At 66.6% G+C, this 16443-nt stretch carries 16 protein-coding genes; 6 read left to right on the top strand and 10 right to left on the bottom strand.

The annotated features are described in order from the left end of the window. Positions 1–254 precede the first annotated feature (254 nt). Complete coding sequence (locus NV1_RS31555; protein ID WP_245714021.1) at positions 255–845, top strand: TetR/AcrR family transcriptional regulator; 591 nt, start codon at positions 255–257, stop codon at positions 843–845. Here NV1_RS31555 and NV1_RS31550 read toward each other — a convergent pair. Both NV1_RS31550 and NV1_RS31545 read right to left on the bottom strand, forming a co-directional pair. Further along, complete coding sequence (locus NV1_RS31550; protein WP_169813454.1) at positions 814–1914, bottom strand: PucR family transcriptional regulator; 1101 nt, start codon at positions 1912–1914, stop codon at positions 814–816. The two genes, NV1_RS31555 and NV1_RS31550, sit on opposite strands and share 32 nt — an antisense overlap. 298 nt (positions 1915–2212) lie before the next feature. Next, positions 2213–2803, bottom strand: coding sequence for a TetR family transcriptional regulator (locus NV1_RS31545; protein WP_245714020.1), 591 nt, complete (start codon positions 2801–2803; stop codon positions 2213–2215). 313 nt (positions 2804–3116) lie between these two features. Here NV1_RS31545 and NV1_RS31540 point away from each other — a divergent pair, with 313 nt between their 5' ends. Further along, positions 3117–4715, top strand: coding sequence for a GMC oxidoreductase (locus NV1_RS31540; RefSeq protein ID WP_067899744.1), 1599 nt, complete (start codon positions 3117–3119; stop codon positions 4713–4715). Positions 4716–5205: 490 nt separating this feature from the next. Here NV1_RS31540 and NV1_RS31535 read toward each other — a convergent pair whose 3' ends face one another. The 5 genes from NV1_RS31535 to NV1_RS31515 all read right to left on the bottom strand — a co-directional run bounded on the left by NV1_RS31535 (position 5206) and on the right by NV1_RS31515 (position 11109). Further along, entirely contained in the window at positions 5206–6831 is a 1626-nt protein-coding gene (locus NV1_RS31535; protein ID WP_067899741.1) for an MFS transporter, read from the bottom strand. A gap of 128 nt (positions 6832–6959) precedes the next feature. Next, complete coding sequence (locus NV1_RS31530) at positions 6960–8342, bottom strand: lipase family protein (protein WP_245714019.1); 1383 nt, start codon at positions 8340–8342, stop codon at positions 6960–6962. 128 nt (positions 8343–8470) lie between these two features. Next, positions 8471–9841 (bottom strand): lipase family protein, encoded by a 1371-nt coding sequence (locus NV1_RS31525; protein ID WP_245714018.1) that lies wholly within the window; start codon positions 9839–9841, stop codon positions 8471–8473. Between the two features lie 212 nt (positions 9842–10053). Continuing rightward, positions 10054–10287, bottom strand: coding sequence for a hypothetical protein (locus tag NV1_RS31520; protein ID WP_067899735.1), 234 nt, complete (start codon positions 10285–10287; stop codon positions 10054–10056). A gap of 9 nt (positions 10288–10296) precedes the next feature. Next, complete coding sequence (locus tag NV1_RS31515; protein WP_067899731.1) at positions 10297–11109, bottom strand: PIG-L family deacetylase; 813 nt, start codon at positions 11107–11109, stop codon at positions 10297–10299. Positions 11110–11224: 115 nt separating this feature from the next. Here NV1_RS31515 and NV1_RS31510 point away from each other — a divergent pair, with 115 nt between their 5' ends. Both NV1_RS31510 and NV1_RS31505 read left to right on the top strand, forming a co-directional pair. Then, positions 11225–12178, top strand: coding sequence for an RNA polymerase subunit sigma-70 (locus NV1_RS31510; protein ID WP_067899730.1), 954 nt, complete (start codon positions 11225–11227; stop codon positions 12176–12178). 73 nt (positions 12179–12251) lie between these two features. Next, a complete protein-coding gene (locus NV1_RS31505) occupies positions 12252–12848 on the top strand; it encodes a maleylpyruvate isomerase family mycothiol-dependent enzyme (RefSeq protein ID WP_067899727.1) in 597 nt (198 codons plus the stop codon). A 17-nt stretch (positions 12849–12865) separates the two neighbouring features. On the opposite strand, the gene NV1_RS31500 is transcribed toward NV1_RS31505, so the two are convergent. Further along, the gene (locus NV1_RS31500; RefSeq protein WP_067899724.1) at positions 12866–13171 is read right to left on the bottom strand and encodes a putative quinol monooxygenase; all 306 of its coding nucleotides are present in this window, start codon (positions 13169–13171) and stop codon (positions 12866–12868) included. Positions 13172–13271: 100 nt separating this feature from the next. Between NV1_RS31500 and NV1_RS31495 the strand changes: the two genes are divergently transcribed. Further along, positions 13272–14009 (top strand): SDR family oxidoreductase, encoded by a 738-nt coding sequence (locus NV1_RS31495; protein ID WP_067899722.1) that lies wholly within the window; start codon positions 13272–13274, stop codon positions 14007–14009. Between the two features lie 267 nt (positions 14010–14276). Here the strand turns inward: NV1_RS31495 and NV1_RS31490 are convergent, their stop codons facing one another. Beyond that, complete coding sequence (locus tag NV1_RS31490) at positions 14277–14903, bottom strand: TetR/AcrR family transcriptional regulator (RefSeq protein ID WP_245714017.1); 627 nt, start codon at positions 14901–14903, stop codon at positions 14277–14279. 126 nt (positions 14904–15029) lie between these two features. Here NV1_RS31490 and NV1_RS31485 point away from each other — a divergent pair, with 126 nt between their 5' ends. Then, positions 15030–15767: a nuclear transport factor 2 family protein gene (locus NV1_RS31485; RefSeq protein ID WP_067899718.1), complete on the top strand. Its 738-nt coding sequence runs from the start codon at positions 15030–15032 to the stop codon at positions 15765–15767. A 112-nt stretch (positions 15768–15879) separates the two neighbouring features. On the opposite strand, the gene NV1_RS31480 is transcribed toward NV1_RS31485, so the two are convergent. Next, the gene (locus NV1_RS31480) at positions 15880–16359 is read right to left on the bottom strand and encodes a GNAT family N-acetyltransferase (RefSeq protein WP_067899715.1); all 480 of its coding nucleotides are present in this window, start codon (positions 16357–16359) and stop codon (positions 15880–15882) included. Between the last annotated feature and the right edge of the window lie 84 nt (positions 16360–16443).

Genomic DNA, 16443 nt, shown 5'->3' with positions numbered 1-16443 from the left:
GTCATCGAGGCGGCCGACGGCTCGTTCGGGTCGATGCCGCTCACAAATCCGTCCCGTCGGACGACGCTCCGTCTCCGGGTGCTCTGCCGCGCCTACGTTCTTCCTCGCCGGGACCCGACAGTGGGCGAGGTGAGACCCCGATGAGGATGAGTCCAGCTACGGCACGCACGCCGATACCGAATTCCGCCGGGGCGAACCCCTCGGCACCGCACGAAGACGACGACGTGGCTCGGCGGTCGGCTAGGCTCGATGGCGTGGAAGCTGTGGCGGGTCCGACGAATGGCGTCGCGGCTCGGCCCGATTACAGCGCGGCCAAGCAGCGCACGATCGATACGGCGATACGGCTGTTCGCCGAACACGGTGTCAGCGGCACCTCGTTGCAGATGATCGCCGATGCGGTCGGAATCACGAAAGCGGCTGTCTACCACCAGTTCCGGACCAAGGACGAGATCGTGGTGGCGGTCGTCGAGTCCGAATTGGCCGGTTTGGCGGCGGCGGTGTCGGTCGCCGAATCCCAGGACGACGCGGAGTTGGCCCAGCGGGTGCTGGTCGAGCAGGTGGTCGCGCTGGTGGTGCGGCGTCGTCAGTTGGTCGGGATGTTGCAGACCGATCCGGTGCTGGCTCGGTCCCTGGCGGAGAACGAGCCGTTCCAGCGGATGATCGAGGGGCTGATCGCGGCGCACGTCGGCGATGTCGGTGAGAGCGGGATCAGGGTGAAGGTCGCGATGGTCTCCGCCGCGATCGGTGGTGCGGTGACTCATCCGCTCGTCGCCGATCTCGACGACGAGGTGCTGTTCACGCATCTGCTGGAGATCACTCACCGACTGCTCCGGATGCCCGGCTGACCGGATCGCTCACTTGGCGGCGGTGAGTAGCGTAGCGGGTTTGGCTGCGAGCGATGACTGCGGACCATAGTGTCCATTGGCCTGCGGGCAGGAGTGGGTCGTGTCCGGTGAGTGTGGCGACTCGTTTGAGTCGGTAGTCGACGGTGTTGACGTGGATGTTGAGGCGGTGGGCGATGGCTTGGCGGCTCAGGATGCCGGGGAGGTGCAGGCGCAGGGTCTGCATGAGGTGGGGAGCGTGTTCGATGGGGGTCAGGACGGCGGCGAGTTGATCGCGGGCGGGACCGGGGCGGGTGAGTTGGTATTCCACGGCCAGGTCGGTGAGTCGGTGTAGTTTGCCGATGCGGCCGAAGACCTGTGCCAGGTCGAGTAGTTCGTGTGCGTGGCGTACGGCGTCGGGGATGGTGCCGGGTGGTGCGGTGGTGGTGGCTGCGGTGAGGCCGGCTCCGGCCGCGGTGGACAGGCGGGTGAGTATCCGGTCCAGGACGGTGTCGTCGCGGGGAGTGGGGATGAGCAGGGTGCCGCCTTGGTCGGACAATCGTGCCAGGGCTGTGTGGCCGGTTCGGCGTTCGAGCTCGAGGGTGACTCTGCTGCGGGTGTGGGGGCGGAGCGGGTTGTTCCTGCCGCGCAGGGGAAACGCCACCGCCACCACGGCGTAGGAGTGGGCGAGGGCGATGCCGCATTCGCGGGCCGGGCTGGTGGGGTCGCGGCCGTCGAGTAGTGCGGATATCAGTCGTTGCCGGGGGGTTTGCCGGTCGCCGAGTTCGGTCAGGTACGCGGTCGATATCGTGGCCAGGACCGTGGTGAGGGTTTCCACGATCGTCTCCGGCAGGCCGGAGCCGGTCGCGGCGCACGGGTCGAGGCGGTAGGTGTGCACCACGCGGTCGGTCAACTGTCTGTGCACCGTTTCCAGCGGTATTCCCGCTTGCGCCCATTCGACCGCGGCGGCCTCGGCCTCACGTGTGGTACGGGCGGAGGCGGCACCCGCGATGATCGAGCCGATCAGGGCACGACAGGCGCGTGTCGCCATCGGGTCGGGTCCGGTGGACAGCGGTGCGAGGCCGAGAGACATCGAATCACCCGAGTACATCCCTGCCTCCGTTTCTCCTCGTCGAGTGGTGAACGGCGCGGGAGAGGTCGGAATATCGAGGAGTGCCGAACATCGAAACCGTGACCTAGCCGATCAGCTAGTTAGAGGCTAGCTGAACGGCAAGGCGGGGACAAGGCCCCTTTCCACCCGGGACTACCACCCTCGGCTCGCCGCCGCATCGCAGATCTCGCGAAACGGCACATAGCCGATCAACTAGCCGTTATGGCAGAATGAATATGCGGGATTCCGTCCGGGCTTCGAATTCTATTTCGTGCGCGAATCAGCCGGGTAGCCGGAAGAGTCGCTGCGCCAGGTGCATCAGATGCGAGCGCAGGGTGGCGTTGTCGAAATTCGCGACCAGTGGGTGTGCGGCCGCACCGCCGATGGCCGCCATCAGCATCGAGGTCGGGACCTGCACGCTGCCGGCCGCATCACCGGTCTCGAGGACCGCGAACAAGCGATCCATGACCCGGTGGAACGGTTCGTAGTCGGCCAGGAACTCCGTGATGACCGGATCGGTCTGCAGCATCCCGACCAGGCCGCGCCGCTCGATCGTCAGATCGATCATGCGGCTCAACAGCAGCTCGCGGGCGGTCACATCGCATTGTTCGGCCTCGGCCTCGTCGACCGCGGCCTCGAGCCAGGCCAGTTCGGTGGTGACCACGCCGAGCACGATCTCGAACTTCGTGCGGAACTGGAAATAGATCGCCGCCTTGGTGACCCCCACCGCGTCCGCGATCATCTGCAATGACGTTCCACTCACGCCGTGCTGATCGAACAACTCCACCGCGGCGGCGATGGTGCGGGCCTGTGCCGGGGTGTACGCACCGCGAACCGCCGAATCGGTCAGCGTGCTGTCGACGGAACTCACAGGACGAGAATAGGTGATGTTTCATCGAGCCGGTAGCCGACCGGACGATTGTCCGCGGCAGCCGTTCCTTGTTGTGGGCGCACTGAGGTTTTCCGCCGCCACCCCTGTTGCTTCCCCGGATATTCGACCGGCCGATTGAGCACTCCCGGTGCGGGAGTTAGCGTCGTTCCCGCAGCCCGAAAGGGATTTCAATTCTTCCGGTAACCCGCGTCAGCGCGTGCCGTCTCCTGCCGAGCCGCGACATTCGCGGGTCGCTGTTGTGTGCGGTGAATTCGATGCCGTGCGCTTTCCGGCATATTTTGGAGGTCGATCGATGTCTGTCATCACCCGTCGTGCACTACTCGGTGGGGCGGCAGCGGCGGGGATAGCCGGTGCGGGAACGGGTTTCGCGAACGCGGCCGGGCGCGGTATCGCAGCCGCGGTCGGCAGGGTCCGAGTCGTGCGGGAGGACCACCGGGTGATCGTGATCGGTTCGGGCTTCGGCGGCGGGGTCACCGCGCTGCGACTGGCTCTGGCCGGTGTGCCCGTGCTGGTGCTCGAGCGGGGACTGCGGTGGCCGACCGGCCCGAACTCCGAAACCTTCCCGCGCGCAACGTCTCCCGACAAAAGGATCCTGTGGTACGGGTCCGCGCCGCAGTTGTTCGGCAAGCCGGTCGGGTTCGATCCGTACGCCGGTCTGCTCGAAACGGTGACGAGCGAACACATGACCGCGTTGTGCGCGGCCGGAGTCGGCGGCGGATCGCTGGTCTACCAGGGAATGACGCTCGAACCCGCGAAAGATGTGTTCGAAACCCAACTTCCGGCACAGCTGGACTGGGACACCATGCACCGGGTTCATTACCCGCGCGTGGCGAAGATGCTGCAGATTGCCGTGGCCCCCGACGAATTGATCAATACCCGCAATTACACAGCCGTGCGGGTCTTCGCGGATCATGTGCGGAAAGCCGGATTGCCGCTGTCCAAGATTCCGATGCCGATCGATTGGAATTACGCCCTCGCCGAGATCCACGGCAAGATGAAGCCGTCGTACACCAACGGCGACGGTGCGCTCGGCGTGAACAACGGGGGTAAACATTCGGTCGACGTCACCTATCTCGCCGCCGCGGAGGCGACCGGGAAGGCCACGGTCGCGCCCCTGCACCGCGTCACCGATATCGAGTGCGCGAAGGACGGCCGCTGGACGGTGCACGTGGATCGGACCGACGCCTCCGGCAGGGTCGTGGAGAACAAGATCCTCACCACGCCAGCGCTGGTGATGGCCGCCGGGAGCCTGAACACCACTCGGTTGCTCGTGCGTGCCGCCGCCGAGGGCCGGATTCCGGATATGCCCGACGGGCTCGGTGGCGGCTGGGGCACCAACGGCGACCGCATCTACACCTGGACCTGTTTGGACGCGGACGTCGGCTATCCGCAGGGCGGACCGGTCGTGTACGGCAGCCTGAACTGGGGGAATCCCGCCACCGCCGCGACGGTGATCCAGGCGTCGATTCCTCCGATGGGCCTGGATGCGCGGACCACGATGCTGGTCGGTTACGGCGTCAGCAATGCCCGCGGCCGCTTCGTCTACGACTCCGGCCGGGGCGAGGCCGTGCTGCAATGGGCCGAAGAGGGCGACGCCGCCGCGCAGAACGGCTATATCGGACCGCTGGTCCGCAAGGTCGCGGGCCCGGCGAGCGTGCTCACCGATACCAATGCCGCGATGCCGTCCACCTGGCATCCGCTGGGCGGCGCCCCGATGGGACCGGTGTGTGATCTGGACGGCCGGGTGCACGGGCACCGCGGCCTGTACGTACTCGACGGCGCGCTGATTCCGGGCAACAGCGCGGCCTGCAATCCGTCCATGACCATCGCGGCGGTCGTCGAACGCGCCCTGGACAACCTCGTCCGGCACGACGTGGGCTCGATCATCTGAGCCATCCCGGCCCGCATGCCGTTATCGGGCTCCGGCCCGCATCGCAACCCCCGGGATGCCGCCGACAACCCTGCGCTCGCCGATCGGCGACGCCGCGCGACGTGGCCGCCTCCGGCCGATTGGCTGGAGGCGGCCACGGACGTCACGTCATGGACCTCGTTCACGTCGACAACCTGGCATACGCGACAGCGGCCGCAATGGCCCGTGGCCGGACCGGGCACGGCGAGTGCTGTGCCACCTCACCCCGTCGCCGGTGAACAACCGGCTGATCGCCATCACGGGGCGCGACCGCAGCTACGACAGCACCTGCGCCCGCACCGATCCGGGCCGTCGGCCACTCCTGCCTTCGCCGCCGGACCGGACGATCTGCGCACGTCCGGGCCTGTCGGCGGGGCTGTGGCGGTGCCGGGCGACACGAGGAACAGGGTGGGTGCTATCGGCCGGCCGATAGCACCCACCCTGTCCGTTGATCGGCGGGTGGATCTTCTGGTTACGAGGTGATGACTCCGGACGTGCTGGGAGTGCGTCCGTGTCGCATGAACAGCGCGACGACGAGTGCGACCAGCACCGTGGCGGCCATGAACCAGAAAGTGAGAATGTATCCGCGATCGGCGAACACCTGGGGGATGGGTTGGGTGACCGAATGCCCCATGACCTCGATATGGGCTTTCAACGGATGCGCGGCCTGGAATGCGGCCAGGATCGCGGTGCCGATGGCCGAGCCCAGGCCCATCGTCACACCGAGCATGCCCGATCCGACGCCTTGTTGCTCTTCGGGCAGGGCGTCCACGATCAGGACCGAACCCGCGGTGTAGAACAGGGCGAAGCCGATGCCGAACACTCCGGCCAGTATCGCGAACGCCTGCCAGGAGTAGTGCGGGATGACCAGCGCGAAGCCGACCGCGCACAGTGCGGTGATGACACAGGCGACGATCGCGTGGATCCGCACGCCGACCCGACGGGCCAGCAGCCCGCAGATCGGGCCGGCGATCATGGCGACGATGCCGGTCGTGATGCCGATGTGCAGGGCGTAGGCCAGGAGGCTGAAACCATTGCCGTAGTGATAGCCGGGATCGAGGGTCACATGCACCACCGACGGCGGCAGCGTAACGCCGGTCATCTGGTGCGCCTGGTCGATAACCCCTTGCACCACGGACTGTTTCAGCCCGTCCGGACTGGGGGTCTGGGTCATGTACCCGGTGGCGGTGGGCATCACCGCGAGCACGCCGATACCGAAGAGCATCAGCAGTAGCGTGAGGCTGACCTTGGGGCTGAGCAGCAGGCGGACATCCATGATCGGTGCGCTGGAACGGAATTCGATCAGCACGAACGCGGCGACGAGGATCAAGCCGCCGATGAGCCAGGCCAGTGTGGCCGGATGGCCCCACTTCCATTCCTGGCCCTTGTCGACGTAGACCAGGATCAGCAGGGTTCCGGCCGAGAGTGCGAGGATGCCGAACGGCTGGATGCGCTGGCGGACACGGAGTTTGGTCTCCGGGACGACGACGGCCATCACGAGCATCGCGGCCAGCACGTAGATGGCCAGGAACCAGAACATCGCGCGCCAGTCGTAATTGTCGACCAGAAGTCCGGCGATGACCGGGCCCAGCACCGCGGAGAATCCGACGCCGCTGGCCACGACCCCCAATCCGATCGGAATGTACCTGCGCGGCAGCAGATCCCGGACCAACCCGTAGGTGATGACGGTCATCGCGACGGTGAACGCCTGCAGCCCGCGTCCGACCAGGAATACCCACCAGTTGCTGGTCACCGCGTCCAGCAGACTGCCGACCAGGAAGAACACCCCGCACAGCAGGAAGATCTTCTTCTTGCCCCACATATCGCTGAGCTTGCCCAGGATCGGTGTGGTCGCCGCGCCCACGATGCCGGGCAGGATCACCGCCCAGTTGATATCGGCCCCGACGTCCGAGAACGTCTTGGTGATCTTCTGCAGAGCCGAGCCGACCATCGTCAGCTGGAAGGTGGTGACCTCCGATAGCAGCACCATGGCGACCACGATGGCGAGGATCCGCCAGCGTGGGGCGTCGTCTGCGAGGCGGCCGGTATCGGGCGCGGCGATATCGTCCGATTCCGGAGTGTTGGGCAAGGTGGCCATAGGCCCTCCCACGCGGAGTTGATAACAAGACTCTTCGAAAGGTAGAGCCTTGTTCTCAATGTGTCCGGCGTATGGGCACTGTGAAAGTGCACAGGAAATCGCACCGGTTCACTGGCGCGACGAACGACCTACCGAATCGCGGGACATTCGTTCGGTGCCGGCTCACCGCGGAGTCTGGCGTCGATCCAATCGGTCGCGCCGTTGGCTCCGTTGATCATGGCGGAGACATGATCGCCCGGGACCGTTCGGAATTCGGCGTGCACGCCGAATTCGCACTGGCGGCTGTACATCCGGCGCGGCCCTTCGATCGGGATCCAGAAGTCGTTGTCACCGTGATAGATGTACAGCGGGACGGTCGATGTGCGGTCGGTCAGGTTCGTGAGGCGTTCGATCCGGGCGGCGATATCGCTCTCCAATGGGTGATCGATATTCGCGGTGACGTCGATCGGGATGCCTACCGCGCCGAGCGGACCGTCGGCCTCGCCGCAGATATCCTTCAACGGCGAGATCGCCGCCCACTGGGCCAGGTGATTCATGTACTGCAACATCTCGGGATGTTCGCGTGACATCGCCAGCGTCACCGACAGCAGGATGCCCGAGGCGCTGTGGCCGTTGAATACGTGCGCCACCGCGCCGTAATCGGTCACCAGGCCGCCGATCGCGGCTCCCACCAGCGACTGCGCCAGGTCCGGAGCGTATTCGCGCTGGAGCATCGCCGTCGCGTACGCGGCGATCGCCCCTCCGGAGTAACCGGTCACCGCGTACCGGCTGGCCCGGAAATCGGCCGCGAACAGCGACCGCACGGCCCGAATCGAATCGAGGGTCAGATGCCCGGCCACGACGGGTTCGGCGTACGCCATATACGGACCCTCGTGGTCGGGGATCAGCACCGCCTGTCCCTTGTGCAACGCCGCCCCGACCGAGGGGAGAAAGACGTTGATGCCGTTGTTGTCTCGGACTCCGTGCGCGATGGTGTAGCCGGGCGTGCAGTGCAGACCGAGGGCGTTGATCGGCATGGTGTCCACGTTCACCGGCCGGGGACCGGGGCCGGGCCACTCGGCGGCGGGAACGAGGAACGTCGCCGTGCCGAACGAGGGGGCGCCGGTCGAGGAGGTGGTTCGGAACTTCACCAGCGAGGCGTGCGCGATCGGGGCGTTGAACAGCGCGGCGGCCGACGCGGTGATGTCCCGGGTCTCGATCGTCTCGCCGGGACGCAGGGCCGCGAGATCCGCGGGCCAGCTGTCGAACGTGGGATCACCCGCGGGCGTAGGGAGTACGGACTTCCACAAGGCCGACTCCTTGCCATTCCCATCCGCTTGCGCCGGTGCGGGAAGTCGCGGCGGCGGAACGGTGCCGTCGATCCATTTCTGCAACGGGGACGGCGCCGCGTCGCCCGGCGTCGGCGAGAATTGGGAATCACCGGACGATCCGTCATCCGCGCGCGCGGGCTGCGCCGCCAATGACGTACAGCCGGCGATCAGGATAACTACGGTCAGTATCAGGGTTCTCAAACCAGCATCCTTGTTTTCGAGTGCCGATCGCTGCACGCCCTTGTACATCAGTATTCGGCGGTAGTCGTTCGCTCCGAAACCCGTGCGGGCCGGAGTATTTCACCGTGCGCGCGAATGCGGTATTCGCGTCAGTGCGCCGGGCATTCATCGGGCGCGGGTTCGCCGCGCAGGCGTGCGTCGAGCCAATCGTTCAACCCGGCGTAGCCGGTGAGGAAACCGATCAGATGTTCGCCGGGGACGTCGCGGAATACCCCGGGCACGCCCTTTGCGCATTGCTGCCGGTACATCTTCTCGGCGTCCTCGATCGGGAGCCACCAGTCGAGTCCGCCGTGGTAGATGTACAGCGGCACACCCGATTTCCGGTTGCTCAGATCCAACTGCCCGTACATCTTCTCGGCGTACGGGCTGTCGAGCGGGTCACCGATGTTCGCGGCGACGTCGAGCGGGAATCCGGCCACGCCGAGCGGTCCGTCCGCGTCGCCGCAGATGTCCTTGATCGGCGAGGTCGACACCCACTGGGCGAGATGATTCATGTACTGCAACATCTCGGGATGTTCGCGCGACATCGCCAGCACCACCGACAGGAGAATGCCGGATTCGATATTGCCGTTGAATCGGTGCGCCACATCCCGGTAATCGGCGACCAACCCGCCCGCGGCGGCTCCGACGAGAATGTTTTTCAGATCGGGTGCGTATTCGTTCATCAGCATGGCCGCGCCATAGGCGGCGATCGCGCCGCCCGAATACCCGTTGACGGTGAAACGGCTGTCGGTGAATTCGCCCGGCGTGCTGTTGCGCACGGCGCGAATGGAATCGAGCATCACATGTCCGGCGATGTTCGGTTCCGCGTACGCCATCCGCGGGCCTTCGTGATCGGGCAGTACGACCGCGTACCCCTGTCCGAGCGCCGCCCACACGGTCGGCAGGAATACGGCCAGATCGGTGTTCGGCTTGTCGAATATCCCGTGCGCCATCGTATAACTCGTGGTGCAGTGCGCGCCCAGGGAGTTGATCGGCAGTGCGTTGACCTGAACGGGCCGAGCCCCCGGCCCCTTCCACTGTGCGGCCGGGACGATCAGGGTCGCCGTGCCGAAGGACGGGGTCCCGGTCGCCGAGGTGGTCCGGAACTTCAGCAGGACCGCGCGCTGGATGGGTACCGCCACGAGCGGGGCCGCGGTGGCCGTGACATCGCGTGCTTCGAGAATCTGGCCGGGTTGCGCGGCAGCCAGGTCGCCGGGCCAGGCATCGAAGAGAGGATCACCGGTGGGCGGGGACAGCACGCCGCGCCACAGGGCGGTCAGTTGGTCGTCGCCGGTATGCGGCAGTGCCGGAACGGTGTTGTCGATCCACTGCTGCAACGGGGTGGGGCCCGCGGTGCCGGGCATCGGCTGCGTGCTCGGGTTGATCTGCGCACCGGGGTCGGCATGGGCCGACTGTGCGGCCACGGCGGCACTTCCGACCAGTGCTGCGGAAATCGCAACTGCAAGTAACGCTTTCACCACGAATCCTCGCATCGAAATACTCGGTTCGGTCGAACCTCCACGAGTATCGGCCCCCGGTACCGCTTTTCACGAATTGATGGCGCATCTCTGTGACCGATTCGGCATCCGCTCGAGCCTACTTGTGTCGGATCCCAACTTCTCGCCCGGGGAATCTGTCGGCGACCGTACCCGCGTCCGGAAGTTCCGCCGTGCGTGCGTAATTCGGTCGATCATCCCTCGGCGAGCGGTGCGGGGCCGTCGTGGTTACGGTCCCGCACCGCGGGATTCGACCCGGCCGATGCCGGCGCGCGCATCCAGGCGATCGGATCGGGATCGAGCGGACTGCCCGGCGGAACGTGGGTACGGCCGCTGGGCACGACGCCGACTCCGACGATGATCCGGGCACTGTCCCGGATACGCGGCAGCACAGCGGCATTCGCCGATCGCGCTGCCACGGTGAGCATGTCCAGAGGTCAGCGGAGTCCGGCGAAGAGGTCCGTTTCCTGATCGGGCGCGGCGGCAACGCGGTTGATGTGGCGGACGAAGGTTTCGGTGCCGAAGATCATCTGCTGCAGGTCCGAGGGCATGCGCAGGAACGGAACGCTGTCGCTCTGGCTGGCGTGGGCTTCGAGTGCCTTGATCTTTCGTTGGGCGTACGAGGCGACATCCACCACCGTGGTGATCCGATCCATCGGCGTGCCGAAGTCCTCCGGCGGCTCGAAGTCGACCAGACCCTTGGCTCGCAGCGTCTCGAACATCTCGAGGGAGCTTTCGCGCGGAATCGCGGTGTAGTACAGCTTGGCCGGGATACCGGTCGCCGTCGTCGCCGCGACCGCGATGCGGTTGGCCTGGATGTGGTCGGGGTGGCCGTAGTTGCCGTTCTCGTCGTAGGTGACGACGACCTGGGGGCGGTAGCGCCGGACCAGGTCCGCGAGTCGTGCGGCCGACTGCTCGATCGGAATATTGCGGAAGGATTCCGGATCGTGGTTCGCGTCCCAGCCGTCCATACCCGAATCGCGGTATCCGAGCAGTTCGACGTGCTCGATCCCCAGCAGCGCCGCGGACTCACGGAGCTCGGAAAGCCGTTGCGTCCGTACGTCATTCGCGTCGTGTCCGGGCTCGCCGGGTTTGATGCCGCCGGGCGCGTCCCCTTGTTCGCCGTTGGTGCAGGTCACCAGCACCGTGCGAATATCCTCGGCGGCGTACCGCGCGAAAATCCCACCGGTGCTGATGACTTCGTCGTCCGGATGGGCGTGTACGGCCATGATCGTCAGTTGGTCGGCCATGAGTCCCCGTCTGTGTGTGCTCGGCGATACGGTGTTGCCACTCTACGAAGCAACACCGACACCCCAGCGCTCATTCCGCGCGCACCGGGATCGGGCCGCGGGCTAGCATGGGCCGGTGAGCTCATCGCCGGAGCAGGCGGAGATCGATTCCGGTGCACTCGAGGCGCTGCGGGTGCCGCTGACCGGGTACTGCTATCGCCTGCTCGGCACCGCCGCCGACACCGACGATGCCGTGCAGGAGACGTTGCTCCGCGCCTTCACCCGATTCGATTCCTACGATCCGAGCCGGGCCGGGTTGTCGACCTGGGTGCACGCCATCGCCACGAACATCTGCCTGGACATGTTGCGCGCGGCGCGGCGGCGCATGCTGATCTGGGAAGGGCCGTCCGCGGACGGGTTCGATCCCGATGCGGTGCTGCCCGGCCGGTGGTTGGATCCGATGCCCGACTCCCGGCTGATCGGCACCGGCGATCCCGCCGAGCTGGCGGTACGACGCGAATCGGTGCGGCTGGCCTTCATCGCGGCATTGCAGCATCTGCCACCGCGGCAGCGGGCCGTGCTGGTCCTGCGTGATGTGCTCGCCTTCACCGCCGCGGAGGCCGCGGACATGCTCGGCGTCAGTACCGCGGCGGCGAACAGCGCGTTGCAGCGGGCCCGCCTCACCCTGGCCGCCGCGCGGACGGCCGAGCCCCGCCTCGAACCCGTCGACGAGAACCTGCTCCGGCGCTACACGACGGCCTTCGAGAACCACGACGTCGCCGGGCTCGCCGCGGTGCTGTGCGCGGACGCCGAATCGGGTATGCCGCCGTTCGCCTGGCGGATGACCGGCCGCGATGCCACGGTGCGGATCTTCGCCTCGAGCGATGCCTGCGCGGGGGACCGGATGGTGCCGGTCCGGATGAACGGAGTGACCGGCGTGGGGCAGTACCGTCCCGATGCCGACGGTGTTCTGCGGCCGTTCGCGCTGGTGGCCGTGCACGCACGCGACGGCCGGGTCGCGCAGGTGGTCACTTTCCTCGGCAGTGGGGCCAGATTCGCCGAATTCGGGTTGCCCGCGACAATCCGCTAGCCCACCGATTATTTCCGGTCGTCCCGGTCGTAACAGTGACGACTCCCTTTTCCCGGACCGGAAGGATCGCCGGATGACCACCGACAACCTGACTCCCGAGCGTGCGCACACGATCGCCGAACGCGAGCGTCTCGCCGATCTGCTGGCCGAATTGACCCCGGCCCAGTGGGCGGCGTCCTCACTGTGCGACGGGTGGCGAATCCGCGAGGTGGTCGCCCATATGACCATGCCCTATCGGACCAAGCCGCCCGCGTTCCTGATCGGGTTGATCGCGGCCCGCTTCTCCTTCGATCGCTATGCGGACAAGGCCGCGCACCACGACACCGCACGACTCTCGGACCCGGAATTGCTCGCCGCGCTGCGCGACAACGCGCGGCACCCGTGGCGTCCGCCGGGCGGCGGAGCCGCGGGCGCGCTGAGCCACGACGTCATCCACGGCCTCGACATCACCGAGTCTCTCGGCCTCCCGCCCGCACCCCCGGAACGCATCGCCATGGTGCTGCGCAGTTCGACCCCGAAATCCTTCTCCTACTTCGGATTCGACCCGGCCGGACGGCAACTGCGGGCCACCGACGCCGACTTGGTCCTGGGGTCGGGCGCGCCGGTCACCCTGTCCGCCAAGGACATCCTGCTCACCGTCACCGGTCGCAGAGCCCTGCCCACGAACTGATACCGACGCTGCAGCGGCTAGAGGGCGCCCTTCGCCGCATCGCCCGCGGGGACGGCCTCGAGGACCTGAACGTCCAGCGGGCCGGCAACCAGGTCTTTGAGGCCCTCGTTCATGGCTTTGATGCTCGGCGCGCCGCCGTGAACGCCCAGGGCGGCCATATCCCGCCACTTCTCGACGAAGACGAAACGGTCCTTGCCCCTGTGCAGGGCATACAGCTCACACCCGTCCTCGTCGTGGACTTCCGGGATGAGGCGGGTGAGCACCTCCGCGACCTCGTCGAATTTGTCGGGCTTCGGAGTAATGGTGGCAACGATCACAGGCACGAACCGAGGGTACCAGCTGGTACGGCAGCCCGGTTCAGGTCCGAGAGGCCCGGCTGCGAAGGGATCGGTGAGCCGTCGACCGTCTGATATACCTTGGCGCATGGGTGATCTCATCGACCTGACCGGTAGAACGGTGATCGTCACCGGGGCGTCGTCGGGGATCGGCGCGGCGACCGCGCGGGCGTTGCGTGCCGCCGGGTCGCGGCCGGTCCTGGCCGCGCGCCGGGCCGATCGGCTGGCCGGGTTGAGCGCGGAACTCGGCGGCGCGTTGGCCGTACCCACCGACGTGACCGACGCGGGGCAGGTGCGTGACCTGGTCGCGGCCACGCTGGAGCGGCACGGCCGCATCGACGGCTTGGTGAACAACGCCGGGGCCGCCATGACGGGCCCGGTCGCCGATGTCGATCTAGTCGAGTACCGGAGGATTCTCGAGCTGAACATCGCCGCTCTCGTCGGTGTCACCCAGGCCGTACTGCCCGCCATGCGGGAGCAGCGGTTCGGCCGGATCGTGAATATCAGTTCCGGGACCACCCGCCGGGTGGCGACCGGCTACGGCGCGTACGCGGCGACGAAATCGGCGGTGAACATGCTCAGCGCGGTGTTGCGCGACGAGTTGGCCGCGGACGGGGTAGCGGTGTCGCTACTGCTGCCCTCGATTACCGCGACCGAGTTCGGCGACGGCATGTTCCAGCTCGGCGTCTCGCCGCGGCCCGGCATGGTGCCGCACCATCCGGATTACGTGGCGAGCGTGGTGCTGCGGCTGCTGCGCACGGGCGAGGACACTTTCGACATCCCACACGGCTCCGAGCAGCCCGGCATCGCTCGCGTGCCCGACTGAACGCCGCGCCGCACGGCGGAACGATTCCAGCAGTTGCCCGGTCGAATGGCGCGGTGGCGTGCCGCACCGAATCCGTTACCGGCGAAGAACTTTCGTCTCCGGCGGCCCGAGGCCTTCCGAACCGGCGAATCCTCGGCGAAACGGCGCGGATGCCGGGCGGTACGTCGGAATCGGCGTCGAATGATGCTGCGCGCTTGCGGGATACCGCCGTGGCGGGTGAGGTGCCGATGATGGCCGGTGTTCGAACCTGCGGTCGCCCAGTGGCATTCAGGGTGCGACAGTGATGCCGAGCAGTGCGGCGACGATAGTGGTCGCATTGTCCACGAGAGGTTCGCGTTCGATCGTCAGGTGACCGTCGGTCCACTCGAGGTATACGGCGGTCAGTGCACCGGCGAGGGCGGTGCCGATGGTGGCGAGCGTGTCGTCGCTGCTGCTGAACAGGGTTTCCGCGGCAGGGCCGAGCAAGGGGGCCAGTCCGCGGAACACTGCCGGGGTGCGCTGGGTGATGTGGCGGCGCAGGTGGTCGTCGGCCAGGGGCTCTCGTAGCAGGACGCGTGCGCGTCGCGGGTCTTCCTCGAAGAAGTCGGCGCAGGTCTGCAGCGCCGTCCGGATGGCAGCGTACGGGTCGGTTCCCGGTGTGATGGCTGAAAGCCGTTCGAACAGAGCGGCTTCGGTGCGGTCGTACACCGCGCCCAGGAGCGTTTCGCGGTTGTCGAAGCTTTCGTAGAAGTACCGCGGACTCAGATTCGCCTGCCGGATGACCGCCCGCATGGTGACCGCACCCGCGCCCGCGGTGCCGAGCAGGTCGAAAGCGCAGTCGAGGAGTTGCCCGCGTCGCTCGCCGGATCGGTCCTGGAGGGTCTGGCCTCGCCACAGTTTGGGTGCGTTGGTCACGAACCCATCCTCGCACCCGGGTTCATCATGCACATTGACATCACCCGATTCTAGATGAATCATATGATTCATCTTTGCGGAACCCTCACATCGTGGTGGCCGCGTCGGTCGTGTGAAAGGTGCGTCATGTTCGACGAGGAACAGTTTCAGCAGGCCCTGCGGCAGCCGCGGTTGTCCGAACCGGTCCCGGAGTTCCTGAATGCCAATCGCGCGGTGCCGATTCGGGCGATACCGGAGGCGGAATTGCAGGCGAGCACGCTGGCGTGGTTCGACGATTTCCAGCGCAAGCTGGAGTTCTACGGCAAGCTCGGGGTGGATCTGAGCTGGGTGATGGAGTGGGCCAAGAAGTACTGGTGGAGTTTCCTGGTCCGGGATATGAGCCTGAACGACGAGCTGTACGCCCCCGACGTGCGGTACACCGACGTGACCACGTTCGGCCGCACGATCGTGGGGATCGACGAGTTCGTGAAGTACAACTTCGCGTTCTTCGACGCCATCCCGGACTGGCGATACGATCCGCTGCCCGGGCAGGCGTATCTGGATGTGACGCCGGATGGCTTGGTGCGCACCGTGATTCGCTATATCGGCAGTGGTCATTGGACCGGTCCGCTGCGGCTGTACCCGTACGACGACACTGCTCCGGTGATCTACGGCAACGGGCGTTTCATCCAGTGCCCGGCGGTGGATCGGTATCATTTCAACGCCGACGGGCTGATGGAGGAAGGGGAGACCCTCTACGACTTCCTGGACGCGACTCAGCGTGGCGGTGTGCTGCCGCGTGATGACAGCTGGCAGTTCCGCGCGTTGATGGCCGCGTCGAAGGTGCCCGCGCTGTTGTCCCGGTTCGGTGCGATGAGGTGGTGATCGCCGTGCGGGGGACGTACGGCTCACCGACCGTGCTGGTTGGTGCGGTGAGTCGACTTCTCCTCGGGCAAACTGACAAACGCCGTGTCATCGGCATGGGCGGATGTTCGCCCTACGCAGATGTGCGGTCCATTCCTATCGCCCTGAGCATGCGTCGCTCACTGGCATCGTCGGGCGAACCGCCCGTGTCGGCGAATCCGTGACGTTGATACAGCTGGATCGCGGCCCGGTTGTCAGCCTTGACCGACAGACCGATGTCACGGCCGCCCGCCCAGTCCACAACTGCGCTCACTGCCGCGTCGCCGAGACCTCGCCCCCGGGCAAACGGTGCGACCCACAGCGATATCAACTCCACGGCACCGGTGTCGTCGACGTACCCGCCGACCATGCCCGCGGGCACGTCACGCCACCGGACGACCGCATTGAACGGAACGTCGGTGAGCCGTGCGCGCCATCGTGTTTCGGTGTCGCGGGAGCCGCTCCATTCGGCGATTGTCGATCCGAACGCCGCCGGAGCTTCCGTGAGTGCCTCTCGCCGGAGCCGACGCCAGATCTCCCAGTCGTCCGGACCGATCATCTGCACCTCGATCACACCGCCACCTCGAGTCGTTCGAACTGCCGCCGCCGACGATAACCAATACGCGTAGCGTGCCACCAGCGAATATTCTGTCGGAAA

Origin of the sequence: Nocardia vaccinii NBRC 15922 (assembly GCF_001613305.1) — a bacterium.
In the GTDB taxonomy this organism is placed as follows: Bacteria; Actinomycetota; Actinomycetes; order Mycobacteriales; family Mycobacteriaceae; genus Nocardia; species Nocardia vaccinii.
The sequence above is the reverse complement of the archived record's forward strand: the minus strand, read 5'-3'. Positions and strand labels throughout refer to the sequence as shown.